Origin of the sequence: Candidatus Microthrix subdominans, from assembly GCA_016719385.1 — a bacterium.
In the GTDB taxonomy this organism is placed as follows: Bacteria; Actinomycetota; Acidimicrobiia; order Acidimicrobiales; family Microtrichaceae; genus Microthrix; species Microthrix subdominans.
The window spans coordinates 926,718-947,420 of record JADJZA010000001.1; the positions used below are offsets into that span (position 1 = coordinate 926,718).

At 64.3% G+C, this 20,703-nt stretch carries 15 protein-coding genes and 1 pseudogene; 11 read left to right on the plus strand and 5 right to left on the minus strand.

Annotated elements, in window-relative coordinates; all coding sequences use genetic code 11:
• Window positions 1-7: 7 nt before the first annotated feature.
• The 4 genes from lipB to IPN02_04385 all read left to right on the plus strand — a co-directional run bounded on the left by lipB (window position 8) and on the right by IPN02_04385 (window position 3,676).
• Complete coding sequence (gene lipB, locus IPN02_04370) at window positions 8-859, plus strand: lipoyl(octanoyl) transferase LipB (GenBank protein ID MBK9296102.1); 852 nt, start codon at window positions 8-10, stop codon at window positions 857-859.
• Window positions 799-1,869: a lipoyl synthase gene (lipA, locus tag IPN02_04375; protein ID MBK9296103.1), complete on the plus strand. Its 1,071-nt coding sequence runs from the start codon at window positions 799-801 to the stop codon at window positions 1,867-1,869. The genes lipB and lipA overlap by 61 nt, the downstream gene beginning before the upstream one ends.
• Window positions 1,870-1,944: 75 nt before the next feature.
• Window positions 1,945-2,805, plus strand: a complete 861-nt coding sequence (locus IPN02_04380; GenBank protein MBK9296104.1) for a hypothetical protein — start codon at window positions 1,945-1,947, stop codon at window positions 2,803-2,805.
• Window positions 2,806-2,860: 55 nt separating this feature from the next.
• Window positions 2,861-3,676, plus strand: a complete 816-nt coding sequence (locus IPN02_04385) for a fumarylacetoacetate hydrolase family protein (GenBank protein ID MBK9296105.1) — start codon at window positions 2,861-2,863, stop codon at window positions 3,674-3,676.
• Between the two features lie 16 nt (window positions 3,677-3,692).
• Here the strand turns inward: IPN02_04385 and IPN02_04390 are convergent, their stop codons facing one another.
• Window positions 3,693-3,998 carry a transglycosylase family protein gene (locus tag IPN02_04390; GenBank protein MBK9296106.1) on the minus strand — a complete coding sequence of 102 codons (306 nt, stop codon included), beginning with the start codon at window positions 3,996-3,998 and terminating at the stop codon, window positions 3,693-3,695.
• Between the two features lie 808 nt (window positions 3,999-4,806).
• Here IPN02_04390 and IPN02_04395 point away from each other — a divergent pair.
• The 4 genes from IPN02_04395 to IPN02_04410 all read left to right on the plus strand — a co-directional run bounded on the left by IPN02_04395 (window position 4,807) and on the right by IPN02_04410 (window position 11,918).
• On the plus strand, window positions 4,807-5,640 hold the full coding sequence (locus tag IPN02_04395) for a Ku protein (protein MBK9296107.1): 834 nt from the start codon (window positions 4,807-4,809) through the stop codon (window positions 5,638-5,640).
• Between the two features lie 17 nt (window positions 5,641-5,657).
• Window positions 5,658-6,563 (plus strand): non-homologous end-joining DNA ligase, encoded by a 906-nt coding sequence (gene ligD / locus IPN02_04400; GenBank protein ID MBK9296108.1) that lies wholly within the window; start codon window positions 5,658-5,660, stop codon window positions 6,561-6,563.
• Between the two features lie 29 nt (window positions 6,564-6,592).
• On the plus strand, window positions 6,593-7,825 hold the full coding sequence (locus IPN02_04405; protein ID MBK9296109.1) for a glycoside hydrolase family 3 protein: 1,233 nt from the start codon (window positions 6,593-6,595) through the stop codon (window positions 7,823-7,825).
• Window positions 7,826-8,102: 277 nt separating this feature from the next.
• Window positions 8,103-11,918, plus strand: a complete 3,816-nt coding sequence (locus IPN02_04410; protein ID MBK9296110.1) for a hypothetical protein — start codon at window positions 8,103-8,105, stop codon at window positions 11,916-11,918.
• Between the two features lie 220 nt (window positions 11,919-12,138).
• Here the strand turns inward: IPN02_04410 and IPN02_04415 are convergent, their stop codons facing one another.
• Window positions 12,139-12,855: a transposase gene (locus tag IPN02_04415; protein MBK9296111.1), complete on the minus strand. Its 717-nt coding sequence runs from the start codon at window positions 12,853-12,855 to the stop codon at window positions 12,139-12,141.
• 240 nt (window positions 12,856-13,095) lie between these two features.
• Here IPN02_04415 and IPN02_04420 point away from each other — a divergent pair, with 240 nt between their 5' ends.
• Window positions 13,096-14,157, plus strand: coding sequence for an IS3 family transposase (locus IPN02_04420; protein MBK9296112.1), 1,062 nt, complete (start codon window positions 13,096-13,098; stop codon window positions 14,155-14,157).
• Between the two features lie 296 nt (window positions 14,158-14,453).
• Here IPN02_04420 and IPN02_04425 read toward each other — a convergent pair whose 3' ends face one another.
• Together IPN02_04425 and IPN02_04430 are read right to left on the minus strand one after the other, a co-directional pair.
• On the minus strand, window positions 14,454-14,693 hold the full coding sequence (locus IPN02_04425) for a hypothetical protein (protein MBK9296113.1): 240 nt from the start codon (window positions 14,691-14,693) through the stop codon (window positions 14,454-14,456).
• A 391-nt stretch (window positions 14,694-15,084) separates the two neighbouring features.
• Window positions 15,085-16,091 (minus strand): annotated as a pseudogene (locus IPN02_04430) (IS110 family transposase).
• Window positions 16,092-16,738: 647 nt separating this feature from the next.
• Between IPN02_04430 and IPN02_04435 the strand changes: the two are divergent.
• Entirely contained in the window at window positions 16,739-18,451 is a 1,713-nt protein-coding gene (locus IPN02_04435) for a hypothetical protein (GenBank protein MBK9296114.1), read from the plus strand.
• A gap of 56 nt (window positions 18,452-18,507) precedes the next feature.
• Window positions 18,508-18,954, plus strand: a complete 447-nt coding sequence (locus tag IPN02_04440) for a hypothetical protein (protein ID MBK9296115.1) — start codon at window positions 18,508-18,510, stop codon at window positions 18,952-18,954.
• 335 nt (window positions 18,955-19,289) lie between these two features.
• Here the strand turns inward: IPN02_04440 and IPN02_04445 are convergent, their stop codons facing one another.
• Entirely contained in the window at window positions 19,290-20,249 is a 960-nt protein-coding gene (locus tag IPN02_04445; GenBank protein ID MBK9296116.1) for a hypothetical protein, read from the minus strand.
• Between the last annotated feature and the right edge of the window lie 454 nt (window positions 20,250-20,703).

Genomic DNA, 20,703 nt, shown 5'->3' on the forward strand with positions numbered 1-20,703 from the left:
CCCGCCGATGAAGCCGGCGCCCCTGCACGTCCGCTGGTTGGGCCGCACCCGATACCGGGATGCCTACGCCCTGCAGCACGCGCTGTCACAGCGGGGCGCCGACAACTGGCTGCTCTGCCAGGAGCACGAGCCCACGTACACGATGGGCGTGCGCACCGACCCGGCCAACATCCTCGTCGACCCCACCACGGCGGGGGCCGAGCTGGTGCGGGCCGACCGCGGCGGCGACGTCACTTTTCACGGGCCCGGGCAGCTGACCGCCTATCCCGTGCTGACGCTGCCGGGGAGGGGCGGGGGCGACAAGCCCGACACGGTCGCCTACGTGCGCACGGTCGAACAGGTGGTGATCGACACGCTGGCCGACCTGGGCCTGCCCGGCGCGACCCGGATGGACGACTACCCCGGCGTGTGGATCGCGCCGGAGGGTGAACGGCCCCGCAAGATCGCCGCCATCGGCGTGCGCCTCGTGCGCAACCGCACCCTGCACGGCGTAGCCCTCAACGTCCACCCCGACCTGAGCTACTTCGACCACATCGTGCCCTGCGGCATCGCCGAGTACGGGATCACCTCCTTGGCCGCCGAGGGGATCGACGCCGGCCTGGCCGAAGCGACCGACGCCTTCATCGCCCGGGCGGTCGAGCGCTGGGCGCCGCCCGCCGAGGCGTTTGGGCATGGCCGGGCGTGGGACCGCTCCGACGTCGTGTGGCGCCATCATGTCGACGATCTGGCCCCGTTCAGCCGCAACGGCGCGCCCCCGTCTCCGACCCGGGTGCAGCCGGTGCCAACGCCGGGGTCAGCATGGCCGGTGCATCCGCCGGAGGGGGAGCGACAGCCCGATCGGTTGCCGCCGACCCCGTAGATGGAGGCGCAACAACCTCGCCGGTCACGCTGTCGCCAAGGCGATCCAAGCGTCTGGCCGATGCGGGGGTGGACCAGGCGGTGCCCTACCGGGAGCGCAAGCCTTCGTGGATGCGGTCCCGAGTCGAGCACGGCCCCGAGGTGACGGCGCTCAAGCGTCAGATCGCCGGGCTGGACCTGGTGACGGTCTGCGAGGAGGCCGGCTGCCCCAACCTGTCCGAGTGCTGGTCCGACGGGACCGCCACGTTCATGATCAACGGCGAGCGCTGCACCCGCGCCTGCGGGTTCTGCCTGGTCGACACCCGCCGCCCTGGCCCGCTCGATGACGGCGAGCCCCAGCGGGTGGCCGAGGCGGTCGTCTCGATGGGGCTCGACTTCGCCGTCGTCACCACGGTGGCTCGCGATGACCTGCCCGACGGCGGCGCCGGGGCGTTTGCGGCGACGATCGAAGCGATCCGTCGGGCCCGGCCGGGATGTCGGGTCGAGGTGCTCATCTCGGATTGCAAAGGCGACCCGGAGTCGCTCGACCTCATCTTCGACGCCCGCCCCGACGTGCTCAACCACAACATCGAGACGGTCGCCCGGCTCCAGCGGGCCGCCCGGCCCTCCGCCGACTACACCCGCAGCCTCGCCGTGCTCGCCCGGGCGGCCGACGCTGGGTTGGTCACCAAGTCCGGCATGGTGCTGGGCATGGGCGAAACCGAGGCGGAGATCGCCTCCACCCTCGCCGATCTGGCCGGGGTCGGCGTCAGCATCGTCACGATGGGCCAGTACCTGAGGCCCACCGCAGCCCACCTGCCGGTGTCGCACTGGTGGACCCCCGCCGACTTCGACCGGTTCGGCGCCTTGGCACGGGAGGCCGGCATCGCCCACGCCGAGTCGTCCCCGTTCACCCGCAGCTCCCACCATGCTGCCCAGGCGGCCGACGCCGCGGCCGCTCATGGGGCCGGCGGGGCGCGCAGCACAGCCGGGCCACGCGCTCGAAGCGACCTCCAACCCCAACCGGGCTAGCGTCCGGGCACTGCACCGTCGCAACTCACATCGAGTTGCGACCCCCCCCTCGCCCGAGCGAAAGGCATTGCGTCGATGATCACCTTGGACGCCGCCACGTTCATGGTCGCCTGGGCGACCGGCATGGGCGCCTTTCTGGCCCTGACCGGCCGCCGGCGCGAGGTGGGCATCGGATACGGCTGGACGATCCGCGGCACGACGGGCGTGCTGTTCGCCGGCGCCGTCGTCGTCGGGCTGCGCTACGAACCCAACGCCGTGCGCGACGTTGCGGCTGCGCTCGCCTTGATCACCACCGTGGGGGTGACCTTTGTGTCGTGGCAGCGCCGCGGCGCCGGGGTGGCGCTCCAGCGGGAGCGCAGCCAGGCCCGTTCGGAGCGGGTCGCCCAGATGACCGGCATCGAGAAGGACGAGCAGGTCTTCGACGAGTTGGTCCCCGAGTTCCCCCCGATGCTCGATCTCATCCCCGTGGCCTTCGGCATCGTTGCGTTGATCGCCGGCGGAGTGGCTTCGGGGGGCGACGCCCCGGTGTTGTCGGTGGCCCGATGGCTGGCGGGGGCGGCGTTCCTCGGCGCGGTGTCCGATGGGATGCTGCTTGGCCACTGGTACCTGGTGCAGCCTGGCTTGCCGCGGGCCCCGTTGCTCGAGCTGGTGCGCTGGGTCGGGTACACCTGGCCGGTCGAGGTGGCGCTGTTCCTCGTCCCCGTCGGCATGGTGTCGGTGTTCAACGGCACGATCGACGATGCCTACGGGGGCATGCTCGGCTGGTTCTGGGCGGCGAGCGCCGTGACGACGATCGTGCTGGTCATCGTCACCCGGGCGGCACTCAAGGAGCGCCAGTACGCCGCGGTCATGGCGGCCACCGGGTTGTTGTATTTGGCCATCCTCACGGCATTCGGCACCGACCTGGTCGCTCGTGCGCTGCTGTCGGGTGCGTAGCTGCGGTCGGCTGATCCCGCTCGTGTGACACGGGCTGGCCGAGGAGGGGGACACGATGCGGTTGGTGAGGTTCAGCACCGGCGACGGTGTGGTGGCGGTCGGCGTGGTGGAGAACGACGAGATCGCCGAGCTGGCGAATCCGACCGACCGGGTGCCGTTGGGGCAACCACTCGAGTTGTCCGGGCGACGTTGGGCCCGGTCGCAGGTGCGCCTGCTGGCACCGATTGCGCGGCCGCCCAAGTTTCTGGCCATCGGGAAGAACTACGCCGCCCACACTGCCGAGATGGGCATGCCGGCGCCCGACGCTCCGCTGTTCTTCAACAAGCAGAGCACCTGCGTCACCGGTCCGACCGACGACATCTGGGTGCCTCGAGATGCAGCGTCAGTCGACTACGAGGGCGAATTGGGCGTGGTGATCGGCCGGAGCACCCGGCGCGTCGGCGTCGAGGAGGCGCTTGGGGCGGTCGGCGGCTACCTGGTCGTCAACGACGTGTCGGTTCGGGAGTGGCAGCGCCGCAGCCCCACCTTCACCCTGGGCAAGTCGTTCGACACGCACGGGCCGATCGGTCCCTGGGTCGTCACGCCTGACGAGGTACCCGACCCCCAGGACCTGCGCATTCGCACCTGGGTGAACGACGAACTCCGCCAGGACGGGTCGACCTCGCAGATGGTGCTCCCCGTCGCCGAGCAGATCGCGTACCTGTCGCAGTCGATGACGTTGGAGGCGGGGGACGTCATCACCACCGGGACGCCCGCCGGGGTGGGCGCCGGGTTCGACCCGCCTCGCTGGCTGGTGCCGGGGGACACCGTCACCGTCGAGATCGACGGCATCGGCCGACTTGAGAACCGCGTGATCGCCGAGCCCGCATGATGGATGCGGGCTCGGGTTAGCGCAGCCCGATCTTGCGAGAGCAGGCGGGCCAGGCTCCCCAACCCTGAGAGGCTTGCACTCGCTTGGCGATCTCGATCTGCTGGGCAGGGCTGTTCTCGTGGGGCATCCCGACGCCGCCGTGGGACTTCCAGGTGCCCAGGTTGAACTGCAGGCCGCCGTAGTAACCGTTGCCGGAATTCATCGCCCAGTTGCCGCTCGCTTCGCACTCGGCGAGTGCCACCCAAGGTTCACCGATCGACCCCGAAACCGATGGCGCCGGTGCAGCCGCTCGCTGTTGTTCGGCCCGGGCGGCTGCTTCCATCCAGGCCTTGCCATCGGCGGCCTTCTTGGCGGCTGCCAGTTCGGCTGCGCTGGCCTGCTGCGTGGCGGCGGCGGCGTCGGCTGGTGGTGTCGAGTCGCGGCCAGAAGCAGCGGCAAGCTCGGCGCCCTTCTCGGCCTTGGCGGCCTGCTTGGCCTTGGCGATGCGCTCGGCGCCCGTTGCCGCCTGCTCCGCCTCGGCGGCTGCAGTTGCCTTCTCCTGCTCGGCCGCCTTGGCCTTGGCTGCAGCCTGATCGGCCTGTCGTTGCTCGGCCGCCGCCACGGCGGCCTCGGCTTCGGCGGTGCGGCGCTCGGTCTCGCGACGCGTCTCGGCGACCAGACGGGAGAACTCCCAGTCTTCCTGTTCGGCGCGGTTCGCGCTGGCCTTGCGGCCTGCAGCATCGGTCATCCGACGGCGCGTGCCGTCGTCGCTGCGCCGTGTCGAAGCTGCTGCGGTCGTCGTCTCGGACTTGCTGAAGGTGCTGGCGGCAGCCACCGCAGTGCCGGCCAAGAGCGTGCCGGTGGCGATCGCCCCGATCAGCACCCGAATGCGACGGGCTCGATAGATGCGGGCACGTCGCTCGGGTGAGAGGTCGTGCAAGCGTTCGGCGTCCAAGGCTGGGCTCCAGGTGGGGGGGAGATTGCGTGGGAAGCGGTCGACAGGCGACGCGCGACAGCACAAGTGTTTCGCGTTCGTAACCTTTTCGCAACATCGCTCTGGTTGTGACGAGCTCGGTGGGCGGAGCCCGATGTCCGCCGGTTGCGCGCTGCGGTCGGTAGGATGTAGGTCCTCGGGCGGTTCTGGGAGTGCCATGCCACGCGCAATCTGGAGCGGATCGATCAGTTTTGGGCTGGTCTCGATCCCAGTGAAGCTGTTCTCGGCGGTGTCCGAGCAATCGGTTCGCTTCAACCAACTCGACGGCCGTGACCACGCACGTGTCCGCCAGAAGCGGGTGAACGAATCGACCGGCGAAGAGGTGCCCTACGACGAGATCGTCAAGGGATACGAGCTGAGCTCGGGCAGCTGGGTGGTGGTCACCGACGACGACATGGCGCAGTTGATGCCCGAACAGAACCGGCTGATCGAGCTGGAGGAGTTCGTCGACCTTGACGAGATCGACCCCGTGTACTTCTCGGGTAGCTACTGGGCGGCTCCGGCCGACGCCGCCAAGCCCTACGCCCTGCTCGCCACCGCGCTGGAGAACGCCAACAAGGTGGGGCTGGGGCGCTTCGTCATGCGTTCCAAGCAGCACCTGGTCGTCGTCCGCTCGGTTGAGACCAAGCTGATGTTGTCGGTGATGGTGTGGGCCGACGAGGTGAACGCCCCCGAGGTCATTCCCGGCATGGAGAAGCCCGCCGACGTCGAGTTGTCCGAGAAGGAGCTGGCGATGGCCTCGTCGCTGATCGACTCGCTCACCGAGGCGTTCGACCCGTCCAAATACAGCGACACCTACCGTGAGGCCGTCCTCGAGCTCATCGAGCGAAAGGCCGACGGAAGCGAAACATCGGTCAGCGCACCCACCGACGACGGCGAGGATCAGGTGATCGATCTGATGGCGGCGCTCGAGGCCAGCGTGGCTGCGGCCAAGGAGGCCCGCAAGGCCCCGAAGGACGAGGCGGACGAGCCCGCTGCCGAGTCGGCCTAGCTCACCAGGATCGAACGGTGCCCGAGCCCACCTCCCAGACCGTCGACATCGACGGGCGCCAGTTGAAGGTGTCCAACCTGGACAAGGTGTTGTACCCGCTTACGGGCACCACCAAGGCCAACCTGATCGCCTACTACGTCGCCATCGCCCCGGTAATGCTGCCCCACCTTGCCGGCCGGGGCGTCACCCTGGTGCGCCACCCCAACGGCGTCGGCACCGATGGCTTCTTCGAGAAGCGTTGTCCCTCGCACCGTCCCGACTGGCTGGGCACCGTGGACGATCCTGGCGACCGGCGGGGCGCAATCGCCGCGTGCGCCCTCGACGAGCCGGCGTCGCTGGTGTGGACCGCCAACCTGGCGGCCTTAGAGCTGCACACCCATATGTCGAAGGGCTGCGACCTCGACGCACCCTCCATGTTGGTGTTGGACCTCGACCCGGGCCCCGGCGTCGACCTGTCCGGCTGCTGCGAGGTGGCGTTGTGGCTGCGGGAGATTCTCGAGTCCGTCGACCTGGTCGCGTTCGCCAAGACCTCGGGGTCCAAGGGCCTGCAGATGTATGTGCCGTTGAACACGCCCCACGATTACGACCACACCTCCAGCTTCGCTCTGGCCATGGGCCAGCTGCTGGCCAAGCGCGAGCCCAAGCGAGTCCTGACCGAGATGACCAAGGCCAAGCGCAACAACAAGGTGTTGGTCGACTGGTCGCAGAACAGCCGTCACAAGACGACGATTACGCCCTATTCCACCCGGGCACGAGACCGGCCTACGGTGTCCACACCGATCGGTTGGGACGAGGTGACCGCCGGCGCCGAGGGCGAACCGCTCACCTTCGACATCGACGACGTGCGGGCCCGGGTCGAGCGACTGGGCGACCTGTTCGCCGACACGCTCACCCTGAAACAGCATCTTCCCAAACGAAACTGAGCCCCGAACACGTGAGGAAACGAACGACGATGAGTAGGTCGAAACGGTCTGCCGGCTGGTCCGCGTTCGTGGTGGCGACGCTGGTGTTCGCCAGTGCCTGCGGCGATGACGCGGAGTCGTCCGAAGTGCCGGCCTCGTCGAAGGTCCCAGCGGCAAGCTCGTCGTCAGCGGCAACCCCGTCGTCAGCGGCCCCGGACACCTCGGCTGTCACCGAACCCGACTCGGAGCCCGCAACCGAGGCCCCGACCGACGACGGCGCCCCATCCACTTGGCCCCTGCGCCAGAAGCTGGCTCAGATGCTGTTCACCGGCACCAATGCGCCGGAGGACAGCGCCACCGATCCGACGAAAATCCAGGAGCTGATCGATGCCGGAGCCGGGGGAGTGTTCGCCGGGCGCAAGGAGACACAGGTCTTCGCATCGCCGGTGTTCGTCAACGCCGCCGACCGGCCGGTGGCGCCGTTCGTGGCGACGGACGCCGAGGGGGGACAGGTCGACCTGCTGGCCTCGATCCTCGAGCCGCTTCCGGCCGCACGCGAGATGGCTGCGTGGGAGGCGGACCGCATCCGCGAGGCCGGCCGGTCACGGGGCGCCGGCCTGGCCGAACTGGGTGTCACCGTGGATTTTGCGCCGGTGGTCGACGTGGCCGGCGGGTCCAACCCGCTCGGTGACCGCACCTGGTCGGACGACCCGGCCGAGGTGGTCGCCACCGCCGGGGTGTTCGCCGAAGGGCTGTGCGAGGCCGGCGTTCTGCCCACGTTCAAGCACTTTCCGGGACATGGCCGGGCGGACGCCCACGGCGACGACGCCCCGGCCGAGACGCCCGAGCTGAGCTCGCTCGAAGGGAACGACATCGTGGCGTTCACTGGCATGTTCGAGCAGATGGGGGATCGGTCGATGCTGATGACCGGCCACCTTGACGTTCCCGGGTTGACCGACGGCGGCGAACCGTTCTCGATGAACCCCGAGGCGATGGCCTGGTTGCGCAACGACCTCGGCTACCAGGGGGTGACCGTGACCGATGAGCTGGCCGAGATGGGGGCGATCACCGCCCGTGATATCTCCGTGCCCGATGCTGTCGAGGCGTCGCTCGTCGCCGGCAACGACCTGGCCCTGTATTTCGGCGATGTCGACCAGATGAACCAGGTGCTCGACCAACTGGAGGCCGCAGTTGCCGATGGCCGCCTGAGCGAATCCCAAGTCGATCGCTCGGTCGAGCGGATCATGGTTCTCAAGACATCGGGAGCTAGCGTCGGGTGCTAGTCGTCCGGCGGTCGTCGCAACGATGAATAGCTGGACATCGCTTCTGAGGCGCCCGCATCCTGCAGGATTTGGAAGATCCGAATCTCTGAACAGGCTGACCCGCTGCCCGACGATTCGCTGAATCTTTCAAGCACAGCAGCTTTGGTCCGTGTGCCCGGCTGCTCCTGGGCTCAATGCGCGGCCAGCGGTGGGTCACGCCAGATAACTGACGCACCCCTGACCCTATGAATCTGTCAATTCGGGACTGCGAAAGTCGCCGAACTAACGTTGACCCATCATGGACTCAGTAGGCACGACAAGAAAATTCGTACCCGGCGACCTGGCTCTTCCGGCACTTGCGCTAGTCGCCCCCGTTGCAGCCCATCTGTCAACCCACGGAACCGGCGCTGCGTTCATTCTCCTAGGAGCCTTTACAACTATCGTAGCGATCGTTTCGTCCGGACGACTACCGTTCGAACGCTGGTTGGAGGCACGATCTTTACCTTCAAGGGAGGCTTGGCTTCCAATCGCTCTTGTCGCCATCGGCCTTGCATTCAATATACTTCCCTTTGGATCGGTGACGTCAGCGCTACTTTCTAAGGGAGGAATCGTGGCGTTTATTCTTTCCTTCGCTCTCATCTCCGAAGGACTCGGCGAGTCCGGCTTCTTCCACTTCGTGGCATTCCAGGTTGCCGAACGGTGCAGGGGGTCGACATCACGCCTCATACTGTATTTCTTCATCCTCACTTCAGTGCTAACATTTTTCACATCAAACGATATAGTCATCCTGGCCCTCACTCCGATTATACTTTCGGTTTGCGTGCAGGCGCGTATACGAAATGTAAAGCTCATACTCCTCGCTCAGTTCATCGCTGCAAATACGGTCGCTATGGGTCTGCTTATTGGCTCGCCGTCGAACATTATTGTTGCAGATGGATTGAATTTGAGTTTCGGGTCGTATCTCTTCATCATGGCCCCGGTCACCCTATTTGCCTTCTTTCTTACATACCTTGCGATCAGCGTATTGGTGCGAAAGGTCGAAACTCCGGGTGGGCGTATATTCAAACGACTCACTCGTGGTTGGGAGTATGACGCCTCGTACGACGTGCCGCAGTTCAGCAAGTATCGAAATCTTACACCGGAGATGCTGAAGTGGGTAGCTGCATTCGGAGCGTCGGTTGTACTGCTAGCGCTAGTCTCACAACTCCGGTTGTCACTCTATTTAGCGGCCTTGCCGATAGCGTGCCTCGCGATTTGGCTTTGGGTCCGTCCGCTCGCTCGGCGAGGATCCGAATCAAGCTCATCCGCTGCTCCGAAGCGCAAAGTGAGTTCCCTCCTCCTGACAATGCCTGCCGGAATATTCTTTTTCGGTATGGCCTTTTTCGTTCTGGCAGATGCATTTTCGAGCCTCTCCGTGTTCTCCAACGAAATCGTCCCTTGGTTAAATGCGCGCCTCGCCAACGGGGACCCACTCTCGCCATTTATCGGGATCGGTGGCACTGGAGCATTAGTTAACCTCTTCAACGATCTCCCGGCCTCAGCCCTGGTGAATGAGGCGCTACCCAAAATCAATTTCCAGAATGATTTGGCGCGTAACGTTTCAAAGCAGGCAAGCTTGGTCGGGGTCAACATCAGCACCTACGTCACTCCTGTCGGAGCGCTAGCCGGCCTACTTTGGTTCAATGTGATTCAGCGTGAGGTAAATCGTCTGCGACGTACCAGAGGTGCAGAGTTGGTCATTGAAGTTCCGGACCGAGGTGATCTTGTGAGGTTCGGCACGTTCACCTTTGCAGCGGTGGGTCTGGCACTTGGTGCCGTCATCTATGGTCTAAATGGTGCTCTGGCCTACGTCATCACAGGACTTGATACGCCCATAGTTATGTATGATACGCCCGCACGCGCCATTTTGGCGATGATCGGAGTTGGCGTGGCAGTGGCCTCCATCGTCATGTTCCGACGCGAGCTAAGGCGCCGCCAAGTAGTTCTGTCCCACTTTAGAGATGCCTTCGTTGTGTTCAACCGCCTGTCCCTCCTCGCTCTGAAGCACAAGATTGCGTACGCAGTCCTCAGCGTCATGCTATTCATCGGGTCCGCAGCCGGTTTTCTATATTGGTCGGAGGGATTCCACACTAAACTCTATGGCGGCGAGCCTGAATATCAGTCGCTGAAGGAATTTCTGGTCTGGATCGTAGCCTTTTTGGGATCGGGATACGAGAGTGAGCTCTTTCCCAATTCCATCTTAGGTATTATGCTAGCTGGACTGCTCCCGCTCGTCGGGATTGCTGGGATCATTCAGATTCTGCGTGCTCCATCAAGTGCATCCCATCAGAAATTTGGGGAGATTCTGGCGCGGGGAGGGGCGCCAGTTTCACGCTGTGTCTTGATCGGAGCCACGATCAATGATATTGCGGTGATCTCGGAATTGCTGGAGCATAGTGATAGATTTGTAGTTGTCATGACACGAGACCAAGGACTAGCGTCGTCAGTCCTCGAATCTGCTGAGCAACGAGATCGCTTACATCTCAAAGTCCTTAGCGGTGATGTCCACGACGACATGGCTTCGTTTCGAGTGATAGAAGCGCAGGAAATCATCTTTTTGGCCGATGGTACGAGTTCAGCAGACTATGCAAATCTTCAGTACCTTGGAGCTTTAGATAACCTAGTCCATGAATCAATTGACGGCGGAACTCAGTCGAGGTTGCCAAAGATTCTATTTGAGTGCAGCAATAGGCGAGTTGAAGGGCTTTTGGCAAGATCTATCAGCAATGACCTCGTCCAGCGAATCGTGGTGGCTACCTCGGGTGATGCCCTCGGGGATCACCTCAGCGCCGACTTGTCTGCAACTGTTGAATCGATCGAGCGTCTCTATGCGTTTACCGGGTTGTATCGCGAGGGTCTGGCGGCGCGAGGTTTAGGCGAGGCAGGATGGCGGCTCAATCTGGTGGTCCTGGCCCCTGAAGAACGTCAGCTTTTTGCCGAGTTCGCTCGGCATGTTGTCGGTCAGGCCGCAACTGACCTCGGCCGGACGCACGCCGCTCAGCTTCGTCTTGACCTAGAGGACGTGCTTGAAGAGCTGGCGAGTCGGCTTGAATGCAGGGCTTCACAAATAGTTTGCCTTGATGTGGCACTCGGCGGTTCCAACGCCCTCCTCGGTGTGCCAGCTGCAGCTTTGAGCCTTCAGTGCGGAGACGTGCTTCGAGTCGGGATTCTTCAACAGAGCGAGACGCGCACCGGTGATTCCCGGGGTGGCCCGCGAGTCCACATAGTTTACGCCACACCTGACTCCTTGGCGTTTGCGATGTCCGTTGTTCGAAAGCTGGATGAAGATCTACTCGAAGGTATTGGCTTGATCTTGCATGTCCAACACGGTGCCGAAATACCCAGCGCTTTGGAGGCGCGTATCGACGTGGTGACGGTCCGCCGGAACCGGGAGATGGTTGATATTGTGAAAGCTCTCTGTGACCCTGAGTCGGTGGATTGTCTTAAACCTGGTGAGCGTGTGTATGTGTTTTCGCCCCGGGAAGGACGCTCTGTCACGGACTTGGATTCTCTCCGCTTCATTGAGAATCTGGATGCTGGCTTGGGCGATACGTCAGGCTTCGGTGGGTCTGTTACCCATGACGGTGTTTACGTGGCCGTCGAGTCGCGTCACCAGAGTTCTCGGTTCCTCTTTGAGCAACTGTTTGTGGATAGGATCTTTGACACTGAGGTCCCAAGACGCAACTTTTTTCGCAATCTTGTCGATAGCTATTTTCGAACGGTCGAACAGAGTGAAGGCACGTCGTCCGCACTCGAGTTTGATGAGTTCTGTACCGCTGTCAAATACGCAGAACACTTTCGGCATTACGAAATTCGGCGGGGTGCGGATCCATTTATTGGTGGCGGTCTCAGTCCCGGTAGTGCGTTGGTCGGCCTACCCTTTGACGAGGCCTGCCTGGCGGTTCGGCAGAGGTCCCAGCCGCCACTCCAACTTCTGGGGTTGGCGAAGGTACGCCGAGTGGAACGCGTCGAGAACGAGCCAGGATCGGGTCGACTGCAGATGGATGCCTTCTTTCCTCAGCCTGACGTTCTGATTGAGGCTGATCACCGGCTCCTGTTAGTCCCATTCGGCTAGGTCCATGCGCCCAGCTGGCTAGGAGGGGACTGCCGCGTGATCTGGTGAGCTCGGATTTGGGGGTAGGCTGTTGGGTGGCGCCTGGTTCGATGATGGTCTCGTACTCGATTGGGGTCAATCGGCCGAGAGCTGTTTGGCGGCGTTGAGCTGAGCCCCTTCAACTGGTGCAGGGCTCGTGTGGTCTGATCGTCTGCATCATCGTGGTACAGGCATGGAAGGACTATCGATGCGCGGTGGACCGGTGCCTGTCGGTCTTCCCTAACGATGCGGGGATCGGGGCGACGCCGCAGAGGTGGGCGAAAGCGGCTTCGCTACGGAGCCGGTCCGGGTTGTCGCCGATGGTGACGAGCAGTGCCGCTGCGGTCTCAGGGCCGATTGCGAATACGGAGGTGGTCGCCGGGGCTGTGTGTTGGGTGAGTGTGTCGAGTTGGCGTTTGAGAGCGCGGGTTTCGTCGATCAGGTGCCGTGCTCGGACAGCGATCGAACGCATTGCGGTCTTGGTTGCTTGAGTCGGATCGTAGGGTGCGCTCAGCTCGGACCTGAACCGGGCGCAGGGGTTGACGAGCTGGATGGTGGTGAGGCCGGCCAGCTGGGATCGGAGAGGTTCAGGGGCGGTGATGACCAGCGCTTTGAGCGCGTTGGTGGCAGCCGTTTTGGCTTTGACAGCACCGATTCTGGCGACCCGCAGGGCTCTGATTGCTTCGATTGGTCCGTCGCCGAGCTTGGGCTGAACAGTGGCTGTCCCAGCGAGTACGGCCCTGGCGGCTGCTTCTGCATCGATCGGGTCGGACTTGCCGCTGTTACGGCGTAGACGCCGGTCAGGGCGAGGTACTTCGACCACGGCGATGCCTTTGCGGTCGAGATGTCGTGCCAGCCCTGCCCCGTAGATCCCGCAGCCTTCAACACCAACAACGGTGAGGGTGCCGTGCTGTTTCATCCAGCGGAGCATCCGGGAGTAGCCCTGCGTTGTTGCAGGAAACTACTCGCCGCCTCGAGCGCGGCCAACGTCGTCGATGATCGCAGCGTGATGTGTGGCCGCGTGAGTATCGACGCCACCAATGATGCCAACCATGGTCCTTCTCCCTGTCGATAGGCAGACGTGGCTTCGATGGACAGGCCAGTGATGGGCCGCCAACAGTGTCGGGGCCGGCTCCTATGAGGCACACTCGACGCACGGCTGCGTTGGTTCAGACGATCGAGCTGGGGATCCAGGTGGTCGACAGGTCCTTCGAAAGACACCGTTCGGATCAGGAAACTTCGGAGTCACACCAGCAGGCCCCAGCTCGATCATCACCGGAGATTCCGGTCCTCACATCATCACTGGAAACTTCTGACCCCGAACCGGAAACGGGCCGCCGTCGAGATGGCCCAAACCCGTTTCGCGGTCTCAGAACGATTCGCATGCCGCACTGTTGGCCAACACCGCTCAACCCAACGACTGACCCCGCCCGTCCCAGCTGATGACGACGCCGAGATCCGGGCCCATCTGCGCCAGTTCGGCAAAGACCGTCCCGGCTGGGGGTGGCGCCGCGCGGCCACTGACCTTCGCAACAACGGCCACCCGATCAACAACAGGCGTGGGCGCCGCCTGTGGCGCGAGGAAGGACTCCGCGTGCCAACCCGACGCAAGAAGAAACGCCTCACCGGGGTCGGCACCCGCATCGGGGCGATGAGCCTCATCCGACCGAACGCCCTGTGGGCCATGGACTTCCAGTTCGACCAGATGATCAACGGACAGCAGGTCAAGTTGTTGAACATCATCGACGAATACACACGCAAATGCCAGGCGATCGTGGTCGATCACTCCATTGACGCCGAACGCCTTGTTGGAGCCCTCGCCCGCCTCGCCCTCGAGCGGGGCCAAGCCCCAGCGTTTATCCGGTTCGACAACGGACCAGAATTCGTGTCGCACACCATCGCCAACTGGTGCTCAGACACCGGCGTCGACGCAGTGCTCATCGACCCCGGCTCGCCCTGGCAGAACGCCTGGATCGAATCGTTCAACAGCCGGCTCCGCGACGAACTCCTCAACGGCTGGCAATTCGACTCACTCCTCGAAGCCCAAGTCCTCATCGAGGACCACCGCATCGACTACAACATCAACCGACCCCACTCCGCCCACCGGGGGCTCACCCCCACCGAGTTCGCCCACCACTGGACCACCACCCACCAACCCCAACCCGCAAAGACCCTGGACCAACTATCGGGCCCTCTCACATGCCCGCTAGCCGAAGGGTGACCAGAACGCTACGAACCAGCGCACCGGCCCCACCACCAACGTAAGGAAGGTGATCTCATCATCGGCCTGCGGCCGCTTTGCGACCGGCACTGTCGTGGAACGCACCTGCCGCTACACCGTCCTCGTCCACGTGCCCCGACTCGAGGGCTACGGCGTCCAGCCACCAGTCAAGAACGGTCCGGCCCTCGGCGGCTACGGCGCCACTGCCATGAAGGACGCCCTCGGATCAACCATGGGGTCCATGCCTGCAGGGCTGCTTCGGTCGTTCGCTCACCAGGGACTGAGGCAAAGAGCTGTCAGCCCACGCACAGTTCACGATCGACACCGGCTTCAAGGTCTTCTTCGCCGAGCCGCACTCGCCATGGCAGCGCGCCACGAACGAGAACACCAACGGACTGCTCCGCTAATACTTCCCCAGGGGAACTGACCTTTCCCGTTGGAGTCTTGAAGAACTCCTCGCAGTCCAGAACGCCCTCAACAACAGACCCCGCAAGATCCTCGGCTGGAAGACCCCCGCCGAAGCCCTCGACGAACAACTTCGGCCCCTCCGACAGGCAAGTGTTGCAACGACTGGTTGAACCTGGTCAATACACCTCGATTCGCTACACCGAACGACTCGCCGAGATCGGCGCCACACCGTCAATCGGCTCGGTCGCCGACTCCACGGTAGCGCCCTGGCCGAGACCGTGAACGGTCTTACAAGACCGAACTGATCCACCTTAAGTGCGTGGCGCGACGTCGACGCCGTCGAACTCGCCACCCTCGGGTGGGTCCTGGTTCAACACCGAACGGCTCCACAGCTCCCTCGGCGACATCCCACCAGCAGAGTTCGAAGAGCACCACTACCGTCAGCTCAGCAACACCGGCGAGCTGGTCGAAACCAAATGGCCCGAGCCTCCATCAAACCCAGGGTGCCTCTGTGTTCTGTCAAGCGGCGATGGTGACGGGGTCGTGGCGGTTGAGGCGGGTGCGTTCGTCGGCGAGCATGCGCCGCCAGATGTGGCCGGCGAGCTTGCGTTTGAGGCATCGCATTGCTTCATTGCGGGTCTTGCCTTCTGCGATCTTGCGGTCGAAGTAGGCGCGCCCGGCGCTGTTGCGCATGCGGACCTGGGTGACCGCGACGAGGTGGAGCGCTGAGTTGAGCTGGCGGTCACCGCTGCGTGAAAGCCGGTGTACAACGCGTTCACCGCTGGACGCTTCGATGGGCGCGGATCCGGTGTAGCTGGCAAACGCGTCCGCGCTCCGGAACCGCGAGGGCCGGCCGGTTCGCCCCAGCAATCTGGTTGCGAGGACCGGTCCGACCCCGTCGACCTCGAGGAGGCTGGTCTCGTAGTCGTCAAGCGCAACCGTCATCTGGTCGGCTATTGCGGCGAGTTGACGGTCGAGCGCACGGATGTCGCGGACGAGGTCCCAAGCGATTGCTTTGCGGGCTTTGCCTGTCGGAGTCGATGGTCGCACCGATCGAAGCTTCGCCGCCGCGACATTGGCGCTCAACGCAACTCGGGCCCCACCCGCCGTCAGGTCTCGCATGAGGGCGTGCAGCTGGTTGACCGTCCGCACCCGCTGCGCAGCCAGGTTTGCTCGTCGTTCTTCTAACAGGGCAAACACTGTGGTCTCGTCGTCTGCGGTCGCAACGGTCGCGTCACCATGGAGTGCAGCGACGCTCGCAGCAGCGGACGCATCGATCACATCGTTCTTTCGGCGGCCGCCACGCGAAAGTTCGCGGACCCGTGACGTCGCTGTCGTCGCAACGTCGACGACTGCCTCATCCCTCGCGATCAGCCATTGGGTCAGATGAGATCCGAGGCCTTTGGCGTTCTCGATCGCCCAGCGGCGCTCTCGAACTGGGCTGCCCACCGGATCAGCTGGCGATAGCCGGCGATGCTGGCGTCGATCCTGATCGACGACACCGGCGTGTTCGTCGCCGGATCCAACGCCGTTGCGGTGTGGCTGGCTTTGTGCGGGTCTACTCAATGATCATGGTCCTGGTCCCTTGGTCTCATTGACATGGAAGACCACAGTCGGCATGCCGGCTTCGAGACCAGCTGCAATGGGAATCACGCCTCTGTTGAGCCAGACCGCAGCCGGTCGTCGACCGGGAAGGCACACCCTGGGTGAGCCAACCCGGAGGCGGCAGGCGCTTCACGAGCCACCCCGGCCGACGACCTACCGGAACCTACGGCCCTAAAGCCCCAAGAACCGGTGCCCACATACAAGTCGGCGATTCATCCTGCGACCAGTCAGACACTCTCAACCAACGACTATCCGACTGACGATGCTTGTGACATGGGTGCGAACCGTGCTTCCTGTCGACGGAAGCGATGATCTGTTGGTGTTGGACCGCGGCGGTCGCATGAGCCGGATAAGCGTCGATGCGGACCGTCTCACCAACGCAGCATTCGCCGACGAAGCGCGCACTCGGCTTGACCGAGCACGAGCGCTGGAACTGACCGATGAGTAACGGGCGGCAGCGCAGCATCGGAACGAACTGATGCGAAAGAGACCGTCATTCACTCGCAGGGATCGTCTGCGCTATCGCGTAGACAACGCTCTGACGACCGGGGATGTGTGGTGGGTCATCGTGTGGCTGGCCGCCTTGATTCTGGGGTTCCTGCTGCTGATGGCAACGTTGATCGGAGCGCTCGGACTGACCGACGAGTCGGGCCGCGAGTTCGGTTACGTCGAGGGCTTCTGGCAGGCTCTGCTCCGAGCGCTCGACCCGGGCACCATGGCCAGCGATGAGGCGTGGCCGTTGCGGCTGACGTCGCTGGCTGTGACGCTATTCGGCGTGCTGTTGGTCAGCACGGTCATCGGTATCACAGCTACCGGCATCAGCGCCCGTCTGGGTCGGATTGGGCGGGGTAGGGCACCCATGATTGAGAGCGGACACACACTGGTGTTGGGCTGGTCTCCAAAGGTACAAACCCTAGTGGCCGAATTGGCGAAGGGACGTGAGGGCGACCGGGGCGCGTCGCTGGTAATCCTCGCAGGGCGTGAAAAGGCCGAGATGGACGAGCATGTCGCTGGCTGGACGCGGGCGGCGCCGCGACTTCGCGTGGTGACTCGCACGGGTGAACCCCATGTCGCGAACGACCTGCGTATTGTCAATCCGCAGCTCGCTCGGTCGGTCGTCGTAATGCGCAACGGGACCATCGACGGTGACGCACGCGTGATTAAGACGGTGCTTGCGCTGCTTTATGACCTCAAGGTCCCTGACGATATACCGATCGTCGCAGAGCTGAGCACCGGGGCATCTGCCGAAGCCTTGCGCAGCGTGGTGGGCGATCGGGTCGTGGTGGTCGAAACAGGCAATCTCGCTGCGCGAGTGATCGCCCAAGCCTGCCGCCACCCAGGGGTAGACCGTGTGCTGGCTGAGCTGTTCGACTATTCAGGCTCCGAGATCTACACACGGCGGATACCCCAGGTGGTCGGCATGAGCCTTGCCGACACGGCGCTGTGCTTTGAGCGCTCGGTGCCGATTGGACTGATCACGGCCGACGGGAGGGTTAGCGTGAGGCCGCCGGGGTCAACGGTTGTGGCCGAGGATGACCAGCTAGTTGTCATCGCCGAGGATGCTTCGAGCATCCACTTCCGACCTGCGCCCGACGTGAGCGCCTCCGGCCCGGTGCCCGAGCGACCAAGCGCGACACGGGAACCCGAACGGGCATTGATGTTCGGATTCAACGAGTTCGCTCCGCTCGTGCTGGAGGAGCTCAACGACTATGTGCCGCATGGCTCGACCATCACCGTGGTGGCAGACCCCGATCTGGTCGGCGACTTGGAAGGGCGCCTGCCAACCAACCTGGCCAATCTCGGTATCAGTCGAGCCAGGCCCGGTGGTGTAGGAACCAGGGCATCCTCACCTCCCCCTTTTATCGCGGGGGTGGCGCCGGGGGGCCCCCCCCCGCGGGGGCCGGGCCCCGGCCCCCCCCCCCCCCCACACCCCACGGCGGCAGCCCCCCACCACCGCGCGGGCGCGGCGACCGCCGCCCACCACCCCCCCACCCACCAACCCCCCCCCCACCCTGCCCAGCCAGAAGAGCGGCACCGCCCCCCCGCACCCCCCGCCCCCCCCCCCCCCACACCCCCCCCCGCCCCCCCCACCCCCCCCCCGCCGCCCCCCCCCCCCCCCCCCCCCCCCCCACCACGGCCCCCCCCCGCCCCCAGCGCCCGCCGGCCCGGCCCCCCCCGGGTCGGCCGGCCAGGCCCCCGACCCGCCACCGCGACGGCGGCGCCCCCCGGGCCCCGGCGCCGGGGCCGAAGCTTCTCGCCGAAACGGACCCGGACTACGTGATCGTGTTGTGTTGTCGGGGTTCTCTCACTCCGACCGATGCGGATGCCCGCACACTGATGGCCTTCCTGGAGATTGGCGGGGCCATCACTACGGCCAACATGGAAACCAATGTGGTCGCTGAGTTGCTCGACGCCGCCGATATTGCTCTGGTGCCGGCGGACTGGTCGGACCAGCTTGTGCTCACCGAGCACTTGAGCAGTCTGTTCCTCACCCAGGTATCCGAGAATGTCAACCTTGCTCCGGTGTTCGACGACCTCTTGGATGCTGAAGGCACTGAAATCTACTGCAAGCCTATCCACTGGTATGGGCGAGTCGACCACACAGCTACCTTTGCGACTTTGACGCTGGCAGCGCAGCGTCGGGATGAGATTGCAATCGGATACCGACGGAAACGGCATGAGGCGGCCCTCGGTAACGAAGTATTGATCAACCCGCCCAAGAGTGCCGAGTTCGTCTTGAACGAGGGCGACGCGCTGATCGTGTTGGCTTCCCACGAGCGGTAGAGCTGCGCAAGCGTGCGGGCGCTTGTCTGCCGTCAGCCGCCAACGACAGCTGATCTACCGGTCGTTGTTGCGCCGCTCAGCGGGCTTTCTGATCGCCGCGGCGCCGAGTTGGGCGCCCTTCCCGACGCGTTCGGCAAAGGCAACAGAACCAGTTCGAGCTCGTTGCCATCTCTTGAGGATGGGTAGTCCGATCGGACCGATGAGCCAACACAGCACTGCTGCTTTTGCGGGGTCGACGCCGGCCCGGCGACCGGCGGACCAACCGATGGAACCCCAGGTCACCGCCCATGCAGCGCCCGCCACAGCCACGACGTTGAGCGCCCATGTCAGAGCGGTCATCGCTGTTGCTCCGTGGTATCAGTCTTCAGGTACGGGCCGGCCGAGTCACTGGACCTTCGACGACTAGCGAGCCTGCGGGAGGGAAGCGCCGCTGCGGATGCAAGCAGGCCGATCCCAATGAGGGACCACAACGGCCCGTTCCCCGCACCGGCGTCTCGAATCTCGTCGGCCGCCGTATGGGCCGCGTCCGCACCGAGCTCGGCCGGCAGGACTGAAACCAGTTGAGCCTCGATCCGGTCGGTAGGTAGGTGGCCGACAACAAAGCCGCTAACAAGCATCGTCCCAGCGGCTAGGAGTGCGATGAAGAACCCGCAGAAGCTGCCCAACAACCTGGGCCACGCTCCTCCTCGCCACATCAGCCAGGCGGCGGCGATCGCTATCCCCAAGGTCAGGGTGCCCAGGATCTGCCCCAGAACTGGGAGCTCGGCTCCGGTCAAGGAATAATTGCCGACGGTCAGCCAGGCATCGAGGCGCGACAGCACCACCAACAGCACGCCAGCAAGAACTGTCCAACCCCGCAAGCTGCCCATGCGCCCTCTGGCTACGCGGTCACGCAAGGTCGATATGGGGGGTAGGCCGGCACCGCTCATCAATGCCGCCCCGGCCGCGCCGGCAAAAAGGAGCTGGCCAGGACCCGGAAGTAGGCGCAACGGCTCCCCATCGAACAGCTCGAGAGCCGATCGGCCGATCGAAACCACTGAAAACAACTCGGCGACGATGTTGGTACCCAGCACTATTGACGCGGCCACCAGCGCTGCAATCGTGACCGTCCGGCTCTTGGCAATTGGAGGGCCGTCAGGCGAGGCAGCAGCAACTGGTGCTACCGCCGTTACACCGATCGCAGCTGCCGCTGCCATCGCTATCGCTGCTGCGACCGGAACCTCCCAGAGGTAGATGACGCCCGGGCTGGTCAGCACCGAAGGACCCAACCACGGAAGGGCCAGGCCGAACAACATCATTGTTCCGCTGCAGAACAATCGGGTGGTTCGCGCCGACCATGGCTTGCCGGCCCGTCGGGTCAAAGTCGGCAGCTCAGTAGATGGCACCTGCGCTGCATCCACCGGTTTTCGGTCTGAATGCATGGTCAGCGCAATCGTTCCTGCTGGATTTGCATGAACGCCGACAGTATCTCGTTCAGCCTACGTCTCGCATCTTCATGTTCAAGCGTGGGGGCCGGCCCCATCTTGGCCCTCGGAAGCGATAGGGGGCGGACCTGGCGGAGCGGGAGCACCCCGAAACGCGGCGCAGCGGCCGGCGAACGGCCTCTGGTTGTGATCAGGGTGCGCATGGTTTCTCGCGCACGGTAGCTCGACGGTGACGTTTTGCTACCAGCTCGAACCGAGCCCTACAGTTCAGGTGTGCCCAGCGACACCCGACATACTCGGATCATGCTCGGGGACAGGTGATGGT